Source organism: Lactiplantibacillus sp. 7.2.4, from assembly GCF_018991185.1.
GTDB lineage: Bacteria > Bacillota > Bacilli > Lactobacillales > Lactobacillaceae > Lactiplantibacillus > Lactiplantibacillus pentosus.
Map to the genome: position 1 here is coordinate 1 of NZ_JAGYGS010000060.1, position 19,837 is coordinate 19,837.

Annotated in this window: 20 protein-coding genes; all 20 read right to left on the minus strand. The window is 45.4% G+C overall.

Features of this window, described 5'->3' with window-relative positions; genetic code table 11:
• Positions 1 to 154: 154 nt before the first annotated feature.
• The 20 genes from KGF70_RS13940 to upp all read right to left on the minus strand — a co-directional run bounded on the left by KGF70_RS13940 (position 155) and on the right by upp (position 19,759).
• Positions 155 to 982, minus strand: coding sequence for a MetQ/NlpA family ABC transporter substrate-binding protein (locus tag KGF70_RS13940; protein ID WP_216769046.1), 828 nt, complete (start codon positions 980 to 982; stop codon positions 155 to 157).
• A gap of 27 nt (positions 983 to 1,009) precedes the next feature.
• Positions 1,010 to 1,702, minus strand: coding sequence for a methionine ABC transporter permease (locus KGF70_RS13945; RefSeq protein WP_050339391.1), 693 nt, complete (start codon positions 1,700 to 1,702; stop codon positions 1,010 to 1,012).
• Entirely contained in the window at positions 1,695 to 2,726 is a 1,032-nt protein-coding gene (locus KGF70_RS13950; RefSeq protein ID WP_003639210.1) for a methionine ABC transporter ATP-binding protein, read from the minus strand. Before KGF70_RS13950 ends, KGF70_RS13945 begins: the two co-directional genes overlap by 8 nt.
• Before the next feature lie 367 nt (positions 2,727 to 3,093).
• Complete coding sequence (locus KGF70_RS13955; RefSeq protein WP_003639211.1) at positions 3,094 to 3,390, minus strand: glycine cleavage system protein H; 297 nt, start codon at positions 3,388 to 3,390, stop codon at positions 3,094 to 3,096.
• 30 nt (positions 3,391 to 3,420) lie between these two features.
• A complete protein-coding gene (locus KGF70_RS13960) occupies positions 3,421 to 4,626 on the minus strand; it encodes an FtsW/RodA/SpoVE family cell cycle protein (protein ID WP_216769044.1) in 1,206 nt (401 codons plus the stop codon).
• A 148-nt stretch (positions 4,627 to 4,774) separates the two neighbouring features.
• Positions 4,775 to 5,002 (minus strand): DUF2969 domain-containing protein, encoded by a 228-nt coding sequence (locus KGF70_RS13965; protein ID WP_003639213.1) that lies wholly within the window; start codon positions 5,000 to 5,002, stop codon positions 4,775 to 4,777.
• Complete coding sequence (yidD, locus tag KGF70_RS13970; RefSeq protein ID WP_003639214.1) at positions 4,986 to 5,258, minus strand: membrane protein insertion efficiency factor YidD; 273 nt, start codon at positions 5,256 to 5,258, stop codon at positions 4,986 to 4,988. Before yidD ends, KGF70_RS13965 begins: the two co-directional genes overlap by 17 nt.
• 6 nt (positions 5,259 to 5,264) lie before the next feature.
• Entirely contained in the window at positions 5,265 to 6,266 is a 1,002-nt protein-coding gene (locus KGF70_RS13975) for a rod shape-determining protein (protein WP_050339392.1), read from the minus strand.
• A gap of 124 nt (positions 6,267 to 6,390) precedes the next feature.
• Entirely contained in the window at positions 6,391 to 6,945 is a 555-nt protein-coding gene (locus tag KGF70_RS13980; RefSeq protein ID WP_216769042.1) for a GNAT family N-acetyltransferase, read from the minus strand.
• Positions 6,946 to 7,045: 100 nt separating this feature from the next.
• Entirely contained in the window at positions 7,046 to 8,368 is a 1,323-nt protein-coding gene (murA, locus tag KGF70_RS13985) for a UDP-N-acetylglucosamine 1-carboxyvinyltransferase (RefSeq protein WP_216769040.1), read from the minus strand.
• 1,520 nt (positions 8,369 to 9,888) lie between these two features.
• Positions 9,889 to 10,317 carry a F0F1 ATP synthase subunit epsilon gene (locus KGF70_RS13990; protein WP_003639218.1) on the minus strand — a complete coding sequence of 143 codons (429 nt, stop codon included), beginning with the start codon at positions 10,315 to 10,317 and terminating at the stop codon, positions 9,889 to 9,891.
• 11 nt (positions 10,318 to 10,328) lie between these two features.
• A complete protein-coding gene (atpD, locus tag KGF70_RS13995) occupies positions 10,329 to 11,732 on the minus strand; it encodes a F0F1 ATP synthase subunit beta (RefSeq protein WP_003639219.1) in 1,404 nt (467 codons plus the stop codon).
• A gap of 24 nt (positions 11,733 to 11,756) precedes the next feature.
• Complete coding sequence (locus KGF70_RS14000; protein WP_050339395.1) at positions 11,757 to 12,701, minus strand: F0F1 ATP synthase subunit gamma; 945 nt, start codon at positions 12,699 to 12,701, stop codon at positions 11,757 to 11,759.
• Between the two features lie 29 nt (positions 12,702 to 12,730).
• Positions 12,731 to 14,251, minus strand: a complete 1,521-nt coding sequence (atpA, locus tag KGF70_RS14005; RefSeq protein ID WP_216769031.1) for a F0F1 ATP synthase subunit alpha — start codon at positions 14,249 to 14,251, stop codon at positions 12,731 to 12,733.
• A gap of 22 nt (positions 14,252 to 14,273) precedes the next feature.
• Positions 14,274 to 14,819 carry an ATP synthase F1 subunit delta gene (gene atpH / locus KGF70_RS14010; RefSeq protein ID WP_021732597.1) on the minus strand — a complete coding sequence of 182 codons (546 nt, stop codon included), beginning with the start codon at positions 14,817 to 14,819 and terminating at the stop codon, positions 14,274 to 14,276.
• Positions 14,809 to 15,324 carry a F0F1 ATP synthase subunit B gene (atpF, locus tag KGF70_RS14015; RefSeq protein ID WP_050339397.1) on the minus strand — a complete coding sequence of 172 codons (516 nt, stop codon included), beginning with the start codon at positions 15,322 to 15,324 and terminating at the stop codon, positions 14,809 to 14,811. The genes atpH and atpF overlap by 11 nt, the downstream gene beginning before the upstream one ends.
• 53 nt (positions 15,325 to 15,377) lie before the next feature.
• Positions 15,378 to 15,590 (minus strand): F0F1 ATP synthase subunit C, encoded by a 213-nt coding sequence (gene atpE, locus KGF70_RS14020; RefSeq protein ID WP_016527158.1) that lies wholly within the window; start codon positions 15,588 to 15,590, stop codon positions 15,378 to 15,380.
• A 37-nt stretch (positions 15,591 to 15,627) separates the two neighbouring features.
• Positions 15,628 to 16,341, minus strand: coding sequence for a F0F1 ATP synthase subunit A (gene atpB / locus KGF70_RS14025; protein ID WP_050339398.1), 714 nt, complete (start codon positions 16,339 to 16,341; stop codon positions 15,628 to 15,630).
• 277 nt (positions 16,342 to 16,618) lie between these two features.
• The gene (locus tag KGF70_RS14030) at positions 16,619 to 17,899 is read right to left on the minus strand and encodes a uracil-xanthine permease family protein (RefSeq protein ID WP_216769029.1); all 1,281 of its coding nucleotides are present in this window, start codon (positions 17,897 to 17,899) and stop codon (positions 16,619 to 16,621) included.
• Between the two features lie 1,230 nt (positions 17,900 to 19,129).
• Positions 19,130 to 19,759, minus strand: coding sequence for a uracil phosphoribosyltransferase (gene upp, locus KGF70_RS14035; RefSeq protein WP_003639227.1), 630 nt, complete (start codon positions 19,757 to 19,759; stop codon positions 19,130 to 19,132).
• Between the last annotated feature and the right edge of the window lie 78 nt (positions 19,760 to 19,837).

Consider the following 19,837-nt stretch of genomic DNA (forward strand, 5'->3'; position numbering starts at 1 on the left):
GGTGGCATGCTTTTTGTTTGCTCAGCAGCTTTTCCAGCGGTCCTCAGCTGGCCATTCCTGATTGTTAATTCCACAAAAAAAGCTAGTCCCAAAGCACTCAGGCTCTGAAACTAGCTTAATTTGAATCATGGTATTTGGTATTGCAGGGTCACGACTAGTCAGCAGAAACTGGCAAGATGGCACCCTTGTATTTCTTTTCGATCCACTTCTGGGTACTCTTAGAACGTAAGGCCTTCATCAACTTCTTGATGGCCGGCTTGTTCTTGTCACCTTTACGGACAGCCACAATGTTAGCGTATGGCGAGTCGGATTTTTCAAGGGCGATGGCATCCTTCTTAGGATTTAACCCAGCTTGAACAGCGTAGTTAGCATTGATCACGACCGCGTCACCTTCGTTGTTTTTGTAGAAGGTCGGCATTAACTTAGCTTCGTAAGAGTGCTTGAACTTCAAGTGACGCTTGTTGGTCTTGATATCGTTAAACGTTGCAGAAGTCAAATCAGTGCCCTTCTCCAACGTGATCAAGCCCGCATCCTTGAATAAGGTTAAGACCCGACCATAGTCGGCAACATTACTACTTACTAAGACCGTTGCGCCGTCCTTCAAGTCTTTCAAGTTCTTGACTTTCTTGGAGTAAACACCGATTGGTTCCAAATGAACCTTACCGGCAGAAACTAAAGTACCGTTGTTTTCCTTGTTCCAGTTCTTTAAGAATGGAATATGCTGGAAGTAGTTGGCATCCAATTCCTTTGAAGCTAACGCTTTGTTAGGCAAGACGTAATCTTGGAAGACTTTGATCTTCAAGTTGACGCCTTCCTTTTTCAATTCTGGTTGCACATGCTTCAAAATCTGTGCGTGTGGTACGGCAGAAGCGCCCACCGTAATCGTCGTGGTCTTCGATTCTGAAGAAGACTTACCACAGCCAACTAATAAAATGGCGGTTGCTGCAACTGCCAATAACCCTAAAATCCGCTTTTTTTGCATGACCCTAATTCCTCCTAAGAACTAACTTTAATTGACCCGCTTATCGATATGACGAACAGCGAAATCCCCAATAAATTGGAAAATAAACACAATAATGACAATAATCACGGTTGCGACCAATGTCACGGCATTGTTGTTGGATTGGAACCCATCTTGATAAGCCAAGTTCCCCAAACCACCAGCACCGATCGCACCAGCCATCGCAGTATACCCAATCAACGAAATCGTTGTTACGGTAATCCCAGAAACTAACGCTGGCATGCTTTCGGGCAACAATACTTTGCGGACGATCTGCCAACGTGTGGCACCCATCGATTCAGCCGCTTCAATCACGCCATGGTCTAATTCATGGAACGCTAATTCGACCATCCGTGCGTAAAACGGTGCCGCTGAAATAATCAGTGAAGGCAGCGCCGCGCGTGGTCCAATGATGGTTCCAACTAACTTGGACGTAATCGGTAATAATAGCACGATCAAGATAATAAATGGAATCGACCGGAACACATTGACGAACAACGCCACGACCCAATTCAAGATTTTAGCTAAAATATTTTGACTGCCGGCGGTCTCGTAAAGTAACAATCCTAAGGCAATCCCTAAAATTGCCACGACCACCATGGAAACGATCGTCAACCAAATCGTTTCCCAAGTTGAGGACATCATGCTTCCCCAATCCACATTGGAAAATTTGAAGTATGAATCTAATCCTTGACTATTCACGGTTTAAGACCTCCGTTTCGACACGCATGGTTTGTAGGTACGCTAAGGCACCTTTGAGTTGTTCTTCATCACCAGTCAATTGCACGTACAGTGACCCAATTGCGCCCTCTTGCGTCTGATGAATCCCACCTTCAATGATGTTCAAATCAAGTGGATACTTCTTCAACATTTCGGACACAATTGGTAACTGGGCTTGGTCGCCGTGGAACGTCAATTGAACGATCGTCCCCTTAGGATATTTTTCAAGCAACTGATCAACGACCACTGTCGTATCATTCAATGAAGGGGTGACCTCTTCGTTCACGAAACGCTTCGTGACGGCTTGCTTTGGCCGCTTGAAGACTTCGAGCACTGGGCCCTGTTCGACGATCTTACCGGCTTCCATGACGGCCACGTGATCCGCAATCTTACGGATGACGTGCATTTCATGGGTGATCAAGACAATGGTTAAATGCAACTTTTGATTGATCGACAACAATAAGTCGAGGACTTCATCAGTCGTTTGCGGATCCAAGGCACTCGTTGCTTCATCAGAAAGTAAGATTTGCGGGTCATTTGCTAACGCCCGGGCAATCCCGACCCGCTGCTTTTGGCCACCAGATAATTCTGACGGATAGGCGGTCTCGCGACCAGCGAGTCCAACCAAATCTGCGAGGTGTTCCGCCTTCTTGCGCGCTTCCGCTTTGGACTTACCCGCAATTTCAAGTGGAAACATGATATTTTCTAACACGGTCCGTGACCACAACAAGTTGAAATGTTGAAAGATCATGCCGATTTTTTGCCGTTGAGCACGTAATTTAGCGCCACTCAGCGTCGTAATATTCACATCGTCAATCACAACTGACCCGCTAGTTGGCGTTTCGAGCCCGTTGAGCATCCGGACTAAGGTACTCTTACCCGCGCCAGAATAACCGACGATGCCATAAATGTGACCGTCCTCAATCTTCAAGTTAACATCTTGGACCGCGTGAACGGCGCCCTGCTTAACATCAAAGGTCTTTGTCACATCTTTAAATTCAATCAAGTCAATTCCTCCTTATGCATCAAAAAAAGCTTCTCATCCCAGACAATTATCACCATAATCATCAATAGGACGAGAAGCTCAGCCTCGTGGTACCACCCATCTTCACAACCAGCTCACACTGGTTGTCTCAAGAGTTACTCTGAACTCCCGCATGGTAATGGATGCGACCCACGTCCAGCTTGCTTTCGTTCACTGAACGCCATTATTTCAAGACCATCTTCCGCTTCACGATTAATCCCTTTGCACCAACGAGGGACTCTCTTAGTAATCGTAGCCACGTACTCATCTTTTCAAAATGAAGTTTTTTTAATCATTTGTTAATGTAACGAGTATACCGAGCCTGTTTCTAATTGTCAAGGCCTGACAATTAGTCCACGTCGATTAACCAAGCAACCCCGTCTTCAACACTGTTCAGGGCATCAAAGTTGTCCTTAAGTGCGGGATTGACTGCAACCACCGTCCCGTTGATTGGGGCGTTAAATTCTGAGACTGCCTTCGTTGCTTCAACGCTTAAAAACGCACTGTTTTGACTAATCTTGTCGCCAATTGCAGGTAATTCCGCATACTTAACCTCACCCAATGCTTCGTGAGCGGCTTTAGTTAAGCCCAAGCGCGTGTGACCATCGACATCTTTTGTCCAAAAATAAGCTGCATCTTCACTCATACATTCCACCATACCTTTGCAATAATTTTACTATTCGAACCGGTCGTTACGACTGAACATATATGACTTGTAGTGGAACCGCATCGACATCATCAAGCCGATCCCCGCCATATTGGCAATCAACGCCGAACCCCCTTGACTGATAAACGGCAACGGAACCCCGGTCATTGGTAACAGTCCAATACTCATCCCAATGTTTTCGAACACGTGGAAGAGGATCATCATGATGACCCCGGTCGAAATGTAAGCATAAAATTCGTTCTTAGTATCAAACGTAACCCGAATCATTTGGTAAATCAATAGAAAATATAACAAAATAACTACGGCACAGCCGATAAAGCCAAAGTTTTCACCAATCACGGAGAAAATCATATCGGATTCACGCACTGGCACGGTCACGTGTGACACGTTAAACCCACGACCAGTAATCTGTCCGGACCCAATGGCCTTCATACTCTGCCAAACTTGGTACGCATTGTTAGACGTATCCGTTGAGGGATTCAACCAAGTATCGATACGTGCAAATTGGTACTGTTTGAACCCAACGGCTTCCAAAATATGCTGACCACTTTGAGAAATGACCAAGTACAACGCCGTCCCAGCAACCGCCGCAACGATTGCAAAGGTCGGTGCAAGTAACCGCCATGAAATCCCAGAAACTAAGATCACACCACCCAAAATGGCGAAGAACACGAGCATCGTCCCAAAGTCATTTTGGAGTTTCAACAGGATGGCAACGGGAATCATGTACGCCACCAATTTACCAATCAGCTGCCAGTCACCCGCCATGGTATGAGTCGGATGCTCCGTATTATGCATCGTCACCACCCGGCCTAACATCAAGATGAAGGCTGGTTTCATGATTTCAGACGGTTGCAGCGTCAACGAGCCGACCGCAAACCAACTTTTGGCCCCGGTACTCGTGTACAACGACCGACTATACAGGACCAGTACGGCCGCTAGTAGGAAAATCCCAAACCAATACGCGATGGGCGCCACACGCCACAATTGTTCTGAGTCAAATTGCATCACGATCACGGCAATCGCTGTCCCAATCACAAACCACATGACTTGAGAAATCACCTGTTTCGCGACGTTCACTGAACTAGAATCGTGCACTGCGGCGACATAGATCGAGGCCAACCCGATCAGTCCTAGCATCATCACTGAAAATATGATACCCCAGTCAATTCTTGAATCTTCGTCTTGACTGCGGAGTCTAGATTCTTCTGCCACAAATAACGCTCCTAACCTATTTGAATTAGTCCAACGTCCACGTTGAATCTAACCTTATTCACACTATCAATTGGTACTCTAAGATAGCTTTTATTATACAACAACCTGGTGCCGAATTCTCGGGACCAGGTTGAAGGTTTACTAAAAATTAGCCTTTGTGTAAATGGTAAGCTGACAAGATTTCTTGCAAACTCTCATCAAAAGATTTGGTATGTGCAAATGGTTGGTTGTCGCTAACCATTTCGGCATCAAAACGTTCGCCGACTTGGGTGACCTGACCAATCATCTGCTTTCCAATTAAAACTTCGGTAACCGTCTGACCGTTGACCTTGGTCTCATTTAAAGTGACCGAAATCGCCTTATCTTTTCTTGCCACGGTTGTCTTCCTCCTTGTATTGCGGATTACGACGCAGTGAAAAATGGGCTGGTACGGGGTCAAAGCCCCCCTTAACGAAGGGGTGACAACGCAAGACGCGTGCCACCCCCATCAGACTTCCCTTAACTGCGCCAAACCGGTCGATTGCCTCCAACGTGTAATTTGAACAAGTCGGATAATAACGGCAATGGGCCGGACTAAACGCAGAAAAGGCCCGCTGATAGAAGCGGATCCCTTTCATTAATAACCGTCGCATCGCGAATTATTTCTTGTTCTTTGCGGTTTTCTGCATGTGTTCCAGCAAAATCCCGGCACCCTGAGCCACGTTGTTCAACGGATGTTCAGCAACCATGACGGGCACGCGTAAGTTTTCACTAATCAACTGGTCGAGTCCACTGAGCAGCGCACCGCCACCAGTTAAGGTGATCCCACGATCGATAATATCCGCCGCAATTTCAGGCGGCAAAGTTTCCATCACGTGATGTGCGGTGCTGACAATCTGCATCAGCGTTTCGTGAATGGCTTCTTCTACCTGATTTGAGTCAATATCAATTGACCGTGGCATCCCAGTAACCGTATCACGACCACGCACTTGGGTGACCTTGTCATCATCACCATCTTGCTTGAAGACTTGGGCAATCTGAATCTTGACTTGTTCAGCACTGCGTTCACCGATCAACAGGTGATGCTGATCCTTAACGTAGTTGACAATGTCTTGGTTCATGCGATCGCCAGCCATCCGTAGTGAGCTACTTGCGACAATGTCACCAAGTGATAAGACAGCGATATCACTCGTCCCACCACCAATATCGATGACCATGTTACCACGTGGTTGGAAAATATCCATCCCGGCACCGATTGCAGCAACTTTCGGTTCAACTTCTAAGTAGACCTTGTTACCACCGGATTTTTCGGCTGCTTGTAAGATTGCTTTACGTTCAATTTCAGTTGTGTTCGTTGGGGTACAGATCATAATACTTGGACGTGACATGATTCCCCGAACGTTTAATTTTTTGATAAAATAGGACAACATCTCTTCGGTGACGTCAAAATCGGAGATGACCCCGTCTTTTAACGGCCGAATCGCCCGGATGTTGCTAGGCGTCTTCCCAACCATTTGATAGGCTTCGGACCCAACTGCTAATACTTGATTCGTGTTGGTATCAATAGCGACAACGGATGGTTCATTTAGTACGATGCCCTTACCTGATACATAAATCAAAACATTGGCAGTTCCCAGGTCAATACCAATATCTAAAGCCATGTTTTTGCTCCTCTCAAACATACAATTATACGACTAATCATTATACCATACTCTACAGTTGATGAGAACTAATGGCTGCATGTACCAACGATTCAGTTGTGCGCGCCAAAACGCTCAACAGCCGCTAGTCATCTTGCCGTTTGGACCATTCATCAACGGTCAACGAATAAATGGCTTCATCGCGGTACTGCTCGTTGACGAGGATGTTCTCAGGCAACGTTGCATCCAAATGGTATTGCCGACGTTCAGCAACGGCGCGGCTCGCTTGATTATTGACATCCGCGCCCAAACTCAACTTGTGTAAGTCTAATTCAGTAAAGGCAATCTCTTCTAATCGTTCCAACGCCTTGGTCATCACGCCGCGCCCCGTATAGGCCGCGCCTAACCAGTAGCCGATTTCACCGTGATGATTGACGTCACTGATATTGTGAATGTCCAGCATTCCCGCAACCTCACCATCCACGATAATGGTCGTAATGAAGACTTGTCCATGTGCTTGCTTGGTCAGCATGCTTTCAATGAATTGGCGTTCATCGGCGACGGTCGCAGTCGCATCGACCCATGGCATCCATGGGGCTAAGTGGTCGCGATTCTGATCAACGAGATCAAATAGTGGCTCAGCGTCAGCCACCTCAGTTGGTTTTAACGAAATGTGTTTGTCGATAATATTAATAAACATAAGTGTCCTCCCGAATGATGGGCGTCAGCCACAGTGGCTCGCCACAAAAAAACCTTCAAACACGAGTTTAGCGCATTTTGAAGGTTTTGTAAGCAATTATTTACATTTCTTCTGCTGCCTGGTTGGCAAAGTCTGGATTAAGCGCATAAACGGTGCCATCTGGAATCTCGACCCGTTTGATTTCTGCACCCAGCTTGGCTAACTTACCATGGAAGTTGAAGTAGCCCCGATCCAAATACTTGAGGTTAGTCACTTCGGTATAACCCCGACTGACTAAACCGGCGATGACTAAGGCTGCAGCTGCCCGTAAATCAGTAGCCGTCACTTGCGCCCCGTTGAAATCAGTTGGCCCATACATGATGACCGACCGTCCTTCAATCTTGAAATCAGCGTTCATCCGGCGGAGTTCATCTAGGTGCATGAAGCGATTCTCAAAAACCGTTTCTGTCAGTAGACTAGTGCCTTGCGCACATAATTGCAGAATCGTCATCTGTGGTTGCATATCCGTTGGGAAACCAGGATGTGGCAGTGTCTTGACCGACGTTGGTTTTAACGTCTCCGGACCGATGACCCGGATACCCCCGCGTTCTTCGGTCACCGTGACACCCATTTCGCGCATCTTTGAGATCAACGGCTTGTTATGTTCCGCAATTGCGTCTTCCACCAAGACGTTACCCTGAGTCACTGCGGCAGCGACCATAAACGTGCCGGCTTCGATCCGGTCTTGGACGATGCTGTGGTCACAACCGTGCATCGTCTTAACACCTTCGATTCGGATCGTTTCAGTCCCGGCACCCGTGACTTTAGCACCCATCTGATTCAGATAGTTAGCTAAGTCGACGATTTCTGGTTCGCGCGCCACGTTTTCCATGGTCGTCACGCCGTCAGCGAGCGTTGCGGCCATCATAATATTTTGGGTCGCACCAACGCTTGGAAAATCTAAGTAGATTGCTGCACCATGTAATTTAGTTGCGGTGGCTTCAACATAGCCATCGTGGCGTTCGATTTCTGCACCGAGCGCATTTAAGCCTTTGAGATGTAAATCAATCGGCCGTGAGCCAATCGCACACCCACCCGGCATCGCAACCTTCGCATGACCTAAACGTGCCAATAACGGTCCCATCACAACAATTGATGCACGCATTTTAGACACGTATTGGAATGGTGCTTCTGATGATAATTGACGGCTGGCGTCAATATCGATTGTTTTATTAATTTCATCAAAATCAATTTTAGCATTCAAAAATTTCAAGACGTTATTCATTGTGAACACGTCTGACAAAACTGGTACATTTGATAAATGTGTTTGTCCGTCGCTAGCCAATAAACTGGCTGCTAAAATCGGTAACACAGCGTTCTTAGCGCCCTCGATATGAACATTACCTGTCAAACGTTGACCGCCATGAACTACAATTTCCTCCATGGATAAACCCTCCATCACTAAACGATAATCAATAAACAAGCTACGTCAGATTGCAGACCCAATAAAAACAAAACGGTCTCGCACCACGCAGCAGTACATGTCGCCTTGGCTGCTCAGCATCCCAGAGCGACTGGTTCACGTGATGGTGCAATCTCAATATCATTCAACCGCCAGTTGACTTGAAGTCCTCTAGCCAAACGACCCGAGTGTCATTCAGGTTCAAATCGGTTCCTAATCATCATAACATAGAACTACGGTGAAGAAATATTACATTTTACATTTTCGTTACAATTCCAACACAAATATTAAATACTTATGATTAGTTAACTAATGTTGGATTTGTTAGCGTTTTCGCTTGACAATCAAGCAATTGAATCATCACACACCCTTGCCTGTGTTGATTTAGCTAGCGATGGCAATGTAAGCAGCCACACTTTGAGCGTCCCCTATCAGTATCTATTCATAACCCGTCGTTAGCATTTATTCTATCATTTCCCATCCTGACACGGGTCTAATACGCTCACAGACATTGCGTTAGCATGAAAGATGAGTAAGTACCGATGAGTTGGATTCCTGTTCGTCAGCCGATGATCGTCCTAGTCCGACTTCCGGGGCCGGCTGACAACGCTGGAACAGGGCGGACATCGATTTGAACTCACGCAGAAAACCACTGCGCAATTTCAAATACGAGTCTTCTTCTAGCCCGGGAAGCCCACCCGGACAAGAAGAACTTCGCCCTTGAGCATTGTCAGCCGGCCCCTACAGTCGGGAACCCGCTCGAATGGCAAATGAACGGCCACCTATCTTGGTACAATTGACCATTGCCTTTTAGTTGCTAGACCTTTATGCAAACTTTTAGACAATGTCAATAATGATTCATAAACTTGAATGCTTACAAGATGATATGAAGGTCATTCACTAATTCCAATGACATCTAGTCGTGAGATTTTGACAGACCGGATGACAGAATTACCAATTGTTTGGAATTTTAGACTTTACTATCTAAGTCAAGGTAAAAATTTTCTGACAATCTTCAGCAGTCTACTGATTTATCGCTCTGAAACACAGGTAAGACAGCTTATTAAGCATTATCGGAAACTGTCTTACAGTTGAATATCAAATGACTGTCTATTAAAAACCAACAATCAGTTTAACAAAAGTTGGGTCCACACATGTCCGCCTTTCGAACACCATCCCGGCTGGAAGGTATTCTGGGCAAGGCCCAGTGGTGAAATTTCACTTAGCAAGCGTCTTGTGCTTGGTTAGTGAAAGACCAGTATTTAAGACGTGGGGTGTCGGCTTAAATCTGTGTCCACCACGTTCTGGCCATTGCCCAGAATGCCTGGAGGCCGGTGTAGGACGACACCACAACTTCAAATTTACGGTAATTCGCACTGTTTCCAGCGAATCTCAGCTGGCTGCTTTTGACCTTAAACGGTGTTCAGAACTCGAATTATTGTGGCACAACAAAAAAGCACCCGCAAATAATTGCAGATGCTTTTCAGAATTTTAAGTTGTGGTTAATGCCGGGCAACGTTCAAACGGTTCATAGCCCGACGCAAGGCAACTTGCGCCCGTGCCAACTCAGCATCATCATGCTTTTGTTGGGCAGCTTTGATTGCCGTTTCAGCGCGTTTCCGTGCATTCTCAGCCCGAGCAACGTCAATGTCATTCTGACGTTCAGCACTATCGGCGACAATGGTAGCCGTATTGTTACTGAACTCAACGAAACCACCGTTAACGGCGATTTCATCGTCTTCCTGATCACTTTCGAGTTGCTTGATCCGAACCTCATCGATTGCCAGCGAAGCAATCACTGGAATATGGTTCGGCAAAATCCCGAGTTCGCCGTCAATCGTCCGTACGATCAACATTGGCGTCTTGTTTTCATAGACCTGACCGTCTGGAGTTACGATGCTAACGGTTAATGATTTTGCATTGTCAGCCATGTAAACCCCTCCTAATCAGTTACCATCGATTTCGCTTTTTCGACCACGTCTTCGATCTTACCAACTTGACGGAATGCGTCTTCTGGTAGGTCATCATATTTACCTTCAAGGATTTCTTTGAAGCCCTTGACTGTATCATTGATTGGCACGTATGAACCAGGTTGACCCGTAAAGTTTTCGGCAACGAAGAAGTTTTGTGATAAGAAGAATTGAATCCGCCGTGCACGTGCAACGGTCGTCTTTTCTTCGTCAGATAATTCATCCATCCCTAAGATCGAGATGATATCTTGCAATTCACGGTAACGTTGCAAGACCCGTTGAACTTCAGTGGCAACTTGATAATGTTCTTCACCCACGATTGATGGGTCAAGCGCAATTGATGAAGAAGCCAATGGGTCAACGGCTGGATAGATCCCTTGTTCCGTCAAAGAACGTTCCAAGTTGGTCGTCGCATCCAAATGGGCGAAAGTCGTTGCAGGTGCCGGGTCGGTATAGTCATCGGCAGGCACGTAAACGGCTTGAATCGAAGTAACGGAACCCTTCTTAGTCGAAGTGATTCGTTCTTGTAATTGACCCATTTCAGTCGCCAAGGTTGGTTGGTAACCAACGGCTGAAGGAATCCGGCCAAGTAAGGCGGAAACTTCAGAACCAGCTTGAGTGAACCGGAAGATGTTATCGATAAATAACAGCACGTCTTGACCTTGAACATCACGGAAGTATTCCGCAATCGTTAACCCAGTCAAGGCCACCCGCATCCGGGCACCTGGTGGTTCGTTCATTTGACCATAGACCATGGCGGTATTCTTCAAAACGCCGGAACCCTTCATTTCAAAGTAAAGGTCGTTCCCTTCACGCGTCCGTTCACCAACACCGGTAAACACGGAAATCCCGTTATGTTCTTGAGCAATGTTATGAATTAATTCCTGAATTAAAACGGTTTTACCAACACCGGCACCACCGAACAACCCAATCTTACCACCACGAACATAGGGTGCTAAGAGGTCGATAACTTTAATCCCAGTTTCCAATACTTCCGTACTAGTTGTTAATTCATCATATTTAGGCGCATCCCGGTGAATCGGGTTACGTTCTGCGTCTGGACCGAATTCTGGACCACCATCAATGGTTTCCCCTAAAACGTTGAAGACCCGGCCTAACGTCTCTTTACCAACAGGAACGGTAATTGAAGAACCAGTGTCTTCAACCGTCATTCCCCGGCGTAAACCATCCGTACCGTCCATCGCAACGGTCCGAACGACCCCATCACCTAATTCCAACGATACTTCCACCGTTAAAGTGTCATCGTTGTCCTTTTGAATGATCAAGGCGTTATTAATATCGGGTAACTTGTCGTTTAGAGAGAATTCAACGTCAACAACGGGTCCAATAACTTGTACAACTTTACCTGTACTCATTAGTCGTTAATTCCTCCCACTTCGTTATTCTTGCGCAACCAAGCCACCAGTGATTTCAGTAATTTCAGTGGTAATCGCAGCTTGACGCGCACGGTTATATTTCAGATTTAACTTATCAATTAAATCGCCAGCGTTATCTGATGCAGCCTTCATCGCAGTTGACGACGAAGCATGTTCAGCAGTCTTGGCATCCAAGATTGCACCATAAACTAGGCTTTCAGCGTATTGTGGCAACACGGCCGACAAAATCGCTTCTTCTGACGGTTCCATTTCGTACTCAGGACCGACATCGACCCGACTGTCCTTGGCTTTACGGTTGTCTGATTCACTTTGTTCAAAGGTCTCTTCAGAGATCGGCAGCATTTTCACTGACCGGAAACCAGAAGAAAGCCGGTTGATAAAGTGATTGTAGAACACGTAAAGTTCATCAAAGACTTCGTTATGATACATTGATGTGACTGTCTTAACGATTTCACGAACTTCTTTAAAAGTTGGTACGTCAGAGACGCCGCGGTATTCATAGGCCACGTTTAAGCCGTTCTTTTTATAGAAATCCGCACCAGTGCCACCAACCGCCAAAACGACTGCGTTATTGGCATCAAGCTTATGCGTCCGCATGAAGTCATTGGTTTGCTTTAACACGTTACTGTTATAGCTCCCCACAAGACCACGGTCGGAAGTGATGATCAATAAACCAGTCTTTTTAACAGGCCGTTGTGCTAATAATTCGCTTACCGAGATGGTATTGGAATTACTATTGGCAACACCGACACTTGCTGACATCAGATGAGCTTTGGCTAGATGCGAAACGATGCTTTCAACTTTAGAAGCGTACACTTGATACGTCGTCGTATGCTTTTGAATCTGATTCAACTTAGAGGTTGAAACCATTTGCATTGCAGACGTGATCTGATGAGTCTTCTTCGTTGAGTCAATCCGGCGCTTGACATCCATTAATGATTCTGCCATGCACTACTCACCATCCTTTTCAGCCATAACTACTTTGCAGCGGCAGCGGTTGGCTGGAATTGTTCTGCGAATGCATCCAGCGCACTGTTCATCTTGTCGGTATCTGGCAACTTCTTAGTAGCTAAGATCGTGTCAAATAGGTCTTGATGACTAGCGTGGATGAATTCGAACAATTCGCTTTGATAACGGGCAATATCGTCTACTGCCACTTTATCGAGATAACCGTTCGTCAAAGCGTATAAAATCATAACTTGTTCTTCAACCTTTAATGGTGAATGAACAGGTTGTTTTAAGACTTCAACGATCCGTTGCCCACGATTTAACTTCGCTTGGGTTGCGGCATCCAAATCAGAACCGAATTGTGAGAATGATTTCAATTCACGGTATGAAGCCAAGTCCAGACGTAACGTCCCGGCAACGGACTTCATGGCTTTGATTTGCGCATCCCCACCAACCCGGGAAACAGAAGCCCCGGCATCGATCGCTGGCCGAACACCAGAATAGAATGCATCACTATCCAAGAAGATTTGGCCATCGGTGATGGAAATAACGTTAGTTGGAATATATGCTGCGATATCCCCGGCTTGCGTTTCGATGATTGGTAAGGCAGTCATTGAACCGCCACCCAATTCATCACTCAACTTAGCGGCCCGTTCGAGCAACCGTGAGTGCAAGTAGAAGACATCACCAGGATAAGCTTCACGACCTGGAGGACGACGAAGAATCAATGAAAGTTCACGGTAAGCCGTTGCTTGTTTTGAAAGGTCATCATAGACGATTAAAACATGCTTGCCATTGAACATGAATTCTTCACCCATCGCTGCCCCAGCATAAGGTGCTAAGTACAACAATGGTGCTGGTTCAGAAGGTCCGGCGGTAACGACGATCGTATAATCCATCGCACCTAACTTCTTCAACGTTTCAACTTGGGCCCGCACCGTTGAGTCCTTTTGACCAATTGCGACGTAGACACAAATCATGTCTTGGTCTTTTTGGTTCAAAATGGCATCAATGGCAACGGACGTCTTACCAGTCTTACGGTCACCGATAATCAATTCACGTTGGCCACGACCAATTGGAACTAAGGCATCAATGGCCTTGATCCCAGTTTGGAGTGGTTCGCTAACTGATTGCCGTTGCATGATCCCTGGGGCTTTGTGTTCGATTGGCCGCGTGTTCGTGGTCTTAATCTCACCTAAGCCGTCGACTGGTTGACCTAATGGGTTCACGACCCGGCCAATCAAGGCATCCCCAACTGGAACTTCCATGATGCGGCCAGTCCGCTTAACAGTATCGCCTTCACGAATACCATCAAAATCCCCTAAGACAACGATACCAACATCGTTGCTTTCGAGGTTTTGTACCATCCCGTAAACTCCATTACTGAATTCGAGCAATTCACCTTGTAAGGCGTTGTCGAGTCCGTGAGCACGGGCGATCCCATCACCAACGTAGGTGACAGTACCGGTTTCAGCAACTGAGAGCTCAGTTTGATAACTTTCTAATTGTTGTTTGATTAGAGCACTGATTTCTTCAGATTTAATGCTCATAAAAGTTTCACCTCTTCGTAAACTAATTGTTGATGAGTGCTCGTCTTAAATTCGTTAGTTGTAACGCAACGCTTCCATCAAACGTTTGATTATTTGATTTCACAATTACTCCGCCAATGATTGCTTCATCGACTTTACGTGACAAAACAACCTGATTGGCACCAACGCGTTTGGCGAATGCCTTTGCGATTGCATCAGCTTGCTCATCTGACAACTTGACCGCGGACGTTACTTCGGCATGCACTATTTTACGACTCTCATCGAAACGTGCTTCAAACGCGTCAACAATGTCAACTAAGTTAGACATGCGGCCGTAATCATACAACATTTGAATAAAGTTTTTAATGTATTCTGAAGCGTGGTCAGTCAAAGTTGACAACGTTGTCTGTTTTTGATCAACCGGAAGCAATGATCCTGAGAGGACCTCTGCCAATTGCGGGTTGTCGACAAAGACTTGCCGTAATTGCTTTAATTCAGCCAGGAATGCTTCGGTCTGATCCTTTTCAACTGCAAGTTCAAAGAGTGCCTTTGAATAGCGACTTGCAATTGTAAGATTATCAAGACTCATGCTTTCCCAACCCTTCAATATACGAATTAATTAATGCCTGTTGGCCTTCCGGATCCAATTGCTTCTTAATAATCTTCGTAGCAATCGCAACCGAAATGTCAGCGACGTCTGATTGGACGTTCTTCAAGGCATCTTGACGCTCCTGTTCAATATCCTTACGCGCATTTTGTTTATACTGCGTTGCTTCGTTTTGCGCATCGGCAATGATACTTGACCGTTGCTTTTCGCCACTCTTTTTCGCGTCAGCGACAATTTCACTCGCTTCAGCTCGAGAGTGTGATAGCGCATCACGCCGTTGATCAGCTAAGTCACTCGCTTCTTGCCGAGACTTTTGTGCTGAATCAATGTCGTTCGCAATCTTGTCGGCTCGATCAGCCATCATTTTTGTGATGGGCTTCCAAGCAACAACAGAGATCAATGCCATCAAAACAATAAAGCTAATCCCGATAAACAACATATCACCAAGGTAGAGACCGGATGCACCGATAATTAAATGCGAGAGCATCTAATGACACCTCCTTCTTTCATTTTCATTAAAATGAACTCGTTGACCAATGATTACTTGTTCATAACCATCAAAGCAACAACGAAGGAAATGATAGGCATTGATTCGACCAACCCAACACCGATGAACATGTTAGTCCGTAATTGACCAGATAATTCTGGTTGACGGGCCATCCCTTCAAGCATCTTAGAAATAACCAAACCGTTACCAATACCAGCACCTATAGCGGCACCACACATAGCAATACCTGCAGCAATTGCTCCCATAATCTGTGTATCCTCCTTAAAATTAAAAAACTAGAAATTATTCCTCGTCGTTAACCTTCTGAGAAATATAAACTGAAGTCAAGGTTACGAACACGAACGCTTGAATGCTCCCGATAAACACTGAGAAACCTTGCCATAAGAGTTCAATTGGAAATGAGTAAACATAGCTCAACCAACCGTTGCTCTTTGCCAAATCAGCAACCTTCGTTAGTAACAATTCACCAGCAAAGATGTTCCCGAACAGCCGAAGACCTAAAGTTAGGAAATCGGTAAATTGTTCAAAGACGTTAACAACCGCGAAAACAGCAAAAGGTTGTGTGTATTCTTTCAAATAACCACCCATACCTTTCTTACGAACACCCGCAGCATGTGCAAGTGCAACGGTCATAAACGATAACGTCAAAGTCACAATCGGATCGGCGGTTGGACTCTTCAGATACGTATACTGCCCGACCTGAACCTGAATGAACAATCCAAGTTGGTTAGCGATGAAGATAAAGAGAAACAATGTAAATGCGTACAAACCGAAGTTAGACGCTTCGTTACCCTTGATCGACCCTTTGACAATGCCATTCGTGAACTCGATGAGCCACTCCAGCACATTTTGTCCACCCTTGGGCTTCATCGTAATATGTCGCGAAAGCAAAAATACAAACAAGAAAACAATTAGACAAGTCACGATTACTGAGATGTCATTCGCGATATTAAACGTCAGCCCAAGGAATTTGACTGTAGGAACTGGATCACCCACTGAATATCACCTCTTTCCTTTAATTTCGGTACTATGATAACCTTAACCGTTGCGACTGGCAACGTCAATTTTATCGTAATCCGAAATGGTAGATCAGGGTCGCCCCTAATCAAAATACAAAGGTAATAATACCACCACCGTCGAAAAAATTCAAAATAATTTCAACTTTTCGTCAATCAATAAAAATCCAACAACATCAAGCTTTCATGAAGCTTTCACATCGTTGGATTTTCATCATCTGGACTTTATTTTCATGTACTAACTGACACCCATCGATTTACTTCTCGTTGACAGCCACCTTTGGTAATATCAGGTTCATAGCGATTCCGAGCACTGTTGCGACAGCTAAACCACTAAATTGAAAGCTCCCAATTTGTAAGTAAGCATTCCCAATTCCAATCACCAAAATCGCTGATGCAATCATCAAATTACGCTTCTGATTAAAATCAACTTTATTATCAATCAGGATGCGCATTCCACTGGAGGCAATCACCCCAAATAGCAAGAAACTGACACCGCCAATGACTGGAGACGGAATACTTTCAATCAGTGCGGACAGCTTGCCGACAAAACTAAAGACGATGGCAAAAAACGCCGCGCCAGCGAGCACGTAAATACTGTGAACCCGAGTAATGGCCAACACACCGATATTTTCACCGTAAGATGTCACGGGCGGGCCACCAACAAAACCAGCAATAATTGACGCGGTCCCGTCACCAGCTAACGTGTGATTAAGACCTGGATCCTTGAAAAAGTTTCGTTTGGTCAACTTGTTCAGCACCATAATGTGGCCCATGTGTTCTGACATCGTGACAAAGGCAATCGGCGCCATACTTAAAATTGCCCCCCAGTAGATGCCGGGATGGTAACTAATAAACGGTAACTGAAAGGCTGGCATCGCAAACCAGTGCGCCTTTTCAACACCAGAGAAGTCCACGATTCCGACTAAGACCGCCAAAATATAACCACAGACGATGCCGAGTAAGATTGGCACTAAACTCATGAAGCCGCGCAGATACATATTAAAGATTACCGTCAGTAACATCGTCGCAATCGCGACCGCAAAGTATTTTAAATCATAATTATTGCCATTCATCGTCGCGTCCTTGGCCGCGGTACTGGCGAGTGACAATCCAATCACCATGACGATCGGTCCAACAACAATTGGTGGCAACGCCTTGTCGATCCAATCCGACCCAATCAATGTCACTAACAGACTGACGAGCAAGTAGACGCACCCAACGGCGACCGTCCCTTGCGCGATTGCTGGATAACCAGCCGTCTTCATCAGCGACTGCATAACAACGATGAATGAAAAGCTAGACCCCATGTACGCTGGAATCTTACCACGCGTAATCAGGATATACATCAACGTCCCGACCCCGGAACTAAAAAGCGCAATGCCCGGATTTAGCCCCACCAGAATTGGCACCAGGACGGTCGACCCAAACATGGAGAACAGATGCTGTACGGATAATCCTAACCAACTACCAAACTTTGGTCGGTCATGAATGTCTAATACGACTTCATCATTATGAAACGCCGCTTTCTTTGTCATAACGCACCCCTTTATTAAATCATTGCAAAAGAAAAGACAGCCCACCACTCAAAGCGGCTAGGCTGTCCGAAATTACGTCTGGCTTCCTTACAAGTCGACGTCCGTTCATCCTTATCAGCCTCTCTGAGCTAATTTAAAGGAACTGTTTAATTGCAATTAGTGTACTCGTCTGTTGAATACTTGTCAACTAACGGTTTAAATGTCTTTGCTTTTTCGCTGGTATGTTTGGTAGTTTTTGTATTGCAGATTAGTTGAGGTCAACTGCGCCCAGCTTAGGACCGCTGGAAACAGTGCGAGTTAGTGCAAACTTACAGCAGTATGCTCGTCCTACGCCGGCTTCCAGGCATTTCTGACAACGCTGGAACGCGATGGACGCAGATTTAAGCCGACAAACCACGTCTTAAATACTGGTCTTCCACTAACCAAGCAAAGGACGCTTGCTAAGTGGAATTTCATCGCTGAGCATTGTCAGAAACGCCTTCCAGCCTGGGCAGTTTTCGCAAGGCGGACATTTGCGGACCCAACTTTAATTGAACTGATCATTGATTCTTAGCCAACCGTTCATTTGATATTTATCTGTAAGACTAGTTTTCAATCACTGACTAAATGTTTGAATTAGATAAAGTATCAGTATCACAGGATATCATCAGGAATATTCATAATTGGCAGAGAAGCCCAAGACCACAGTTGGAAACAAAAGCAAATTTTATCGTCTAACCATATGTTCAGTTTCAATTGGAGTAAATAATAATCTGTGGGCGATTTTACTGGTGTATCTAAATTTCTTAAATCATCAACGATACTGATTCAAGTTTCACTTGAAGGTCGGTCTTCTAACTGCCAGTGATCAATTGCGCTAAGTTAGGTAGCCGTTCATCTGCTATTCGAGCAGGTTTCCGACTACCCCACTGTTTCACCGTAAACAGCCGCTCTCAAAAATTTTTCTGAGACTCATAAAGAACATGCCAACTAATCGTCTTTTTGAATCACATTTAAAGCGAAATAGTGATTAGTGCAACACGTGCACACTTATTCATTCATAGTTTTACCAAAAATCCGGTAGTCTCATCGACAAAGATCAAATTCACTGTGGTAAGTAATCGTGAATCCAGTCTATCTCTCACTGGACAGGTCCTATAATATAGTAAGGATTTTTTCAAATATTAGTGAACCAAAAAGGCAGCCCCACCCCACGCGTTCGTGGAATGGTGCTACTTTTTTTATGGCAACTTACTTCGTACCAAATAACCGGTCGCCAGCATCGCCCAAACCTGGAACGATGTAGCCATCTTCATTTAAATGGTCATCAAGTGCTGCGGTATAAACATCGATGTCTGGATGTGCGTCGCGAAGGGCTTTAACCCCTTCAGGCGCTGCAACTAAGCACATGAACTTAATATTGCTAGCACCACGCTTCTTCAACATATCCATGGCCATGATGGCTGAACCACCAGTGGCTAACATTGGGTCAACGACAAATAATTGGCGTTGCGAAATGTCACTTGGTAATTTAACAAAATATTCGACTGGCTTTAACGTCTTTTCGTCACGATACATACCGACGTGACCGACTTTAGCCGCTGGAATCATGTTTAAGAACCCATCGACCATTCCTAAACCAGCCCGTAAAATCGGCACAATGGCAACTTTCTTACCAGCCAATGTCTTTTGCGTTGACTTGGCAATTGGTGTCTCGATTTCAATGTCCTTCAATGGCATGTCGCGTGATACTTCGTACGCCATCAACGTTGAAATTTCGTTGACCATTTCCCGGAAGACTTTCGTCCCACAGTTCTTTTCCCGAATAATTGTCAATTTATGTTGAATGAGCGGATGATCCAAAACCTCAAACTTACCCATGTTGCTACGCACACTCCTTAGTGATTTCTTTCTATTGTAGCTAATTTGGAAAGAAAAAACCAGACCTGATATAAATTA

Coding starts and splice junctions, on each gene's coding strand:
- KGF70_RS13940 (WP_216769046.1), bottom strand. CDS start 982: ATGCAAAAAAAGCGGATTTTAGGGTTATTGGCAGTTGCAGCAACCGCC.
- KGF70_RS13955 (WP_003639211.1), bottom strand. CDS start 3,390: ATGAGTGAAGATGCAGCTTATTTTTGGACAAAAGATGTCGATGGTCAC.
- yidD (WP_003639214.1), bottom strand. CDS start 5,258: ATGCGACGGTTATTAATGAAAGGGATCCGCTTCTATCAGCGGGCCTTT.
- KGF70_RS13975 (WP_050339392.1), bottom strand. CDS start 6,266: ATGGCTTTAGATATTGGTATTGACCTGGGAACTGCCAATGTTTTGATT.
- KGF70_RS13980 (WP_216769042.1), bottom strand. CDS start 6,945: ATGTTTATTAATATTATCGACAAACACATTTCGTTAAAACCAACTGAG.
- murA (WP_216769040.1), bottom strand. CDS start 8,368: ATGGAGGAAATTGTAGTTCATGGCGGTCAACGTTTGACAGGTAATGTT.
- KGF70_RS13990 (WP_003639218.1), bottom strand. CDS start 10,317: ATGGCTGACAATGCAAAATCATTAACCGTTAGCATCGTAACTCCAGAC.
- atpD (WP_003639219.1), bottom strand. CDS start 11,732: ATGAGTACAGGTAAAGTTGTACAAGTTATTGGACCCGTTGTTGACGTT.
- KGF70_RS14000 (WP_050339395.1), bottom strand. CDS start 12,701: ATGGCAGAATCATTAATGGATGTCAAGCGCCGGATTGACTCAACGAAG.
- atpA (WP_216769031.1), bottom strand. CDS start 14,251: ATGAGCATTAAATCTGAAGAAATCAGTGCTCTAATCAAACAACAATTA.
- atpH (WP_021732597.1), bottom strand. CDS start 14,819: ATGAGTCTTGATAATCTTACAATTGCAAGTCGCTATTCAAAGGCACTC.
- atpF (WP_050339397.1), bottom strand. CDS start 15,324: ATGCTCTCGCATTTAATTATCGGTGCATCCGGTCTCTACCTTGGTGAT.
- atpE (WP_016527158.1), bottom strand. CDS start 15,590: ATGGGAGCAATTGCTGCAGGTATTGCTATGTGTGGTGCCGCTATAGGT.
- KGF70_RS14030 (WP_216769029.1), bottom strand. CDS start 17,899: ATGACAAAGAAAGCGGCGTTTCATAATGATGAAGTCGTATTAGACATT.
- upp (WP_003639227.1), bottom strand. CDS start 19,759: ATGGGTAAGTTTGAGGTTTTGGATCATCCGCTCATTCAACATAAATTG.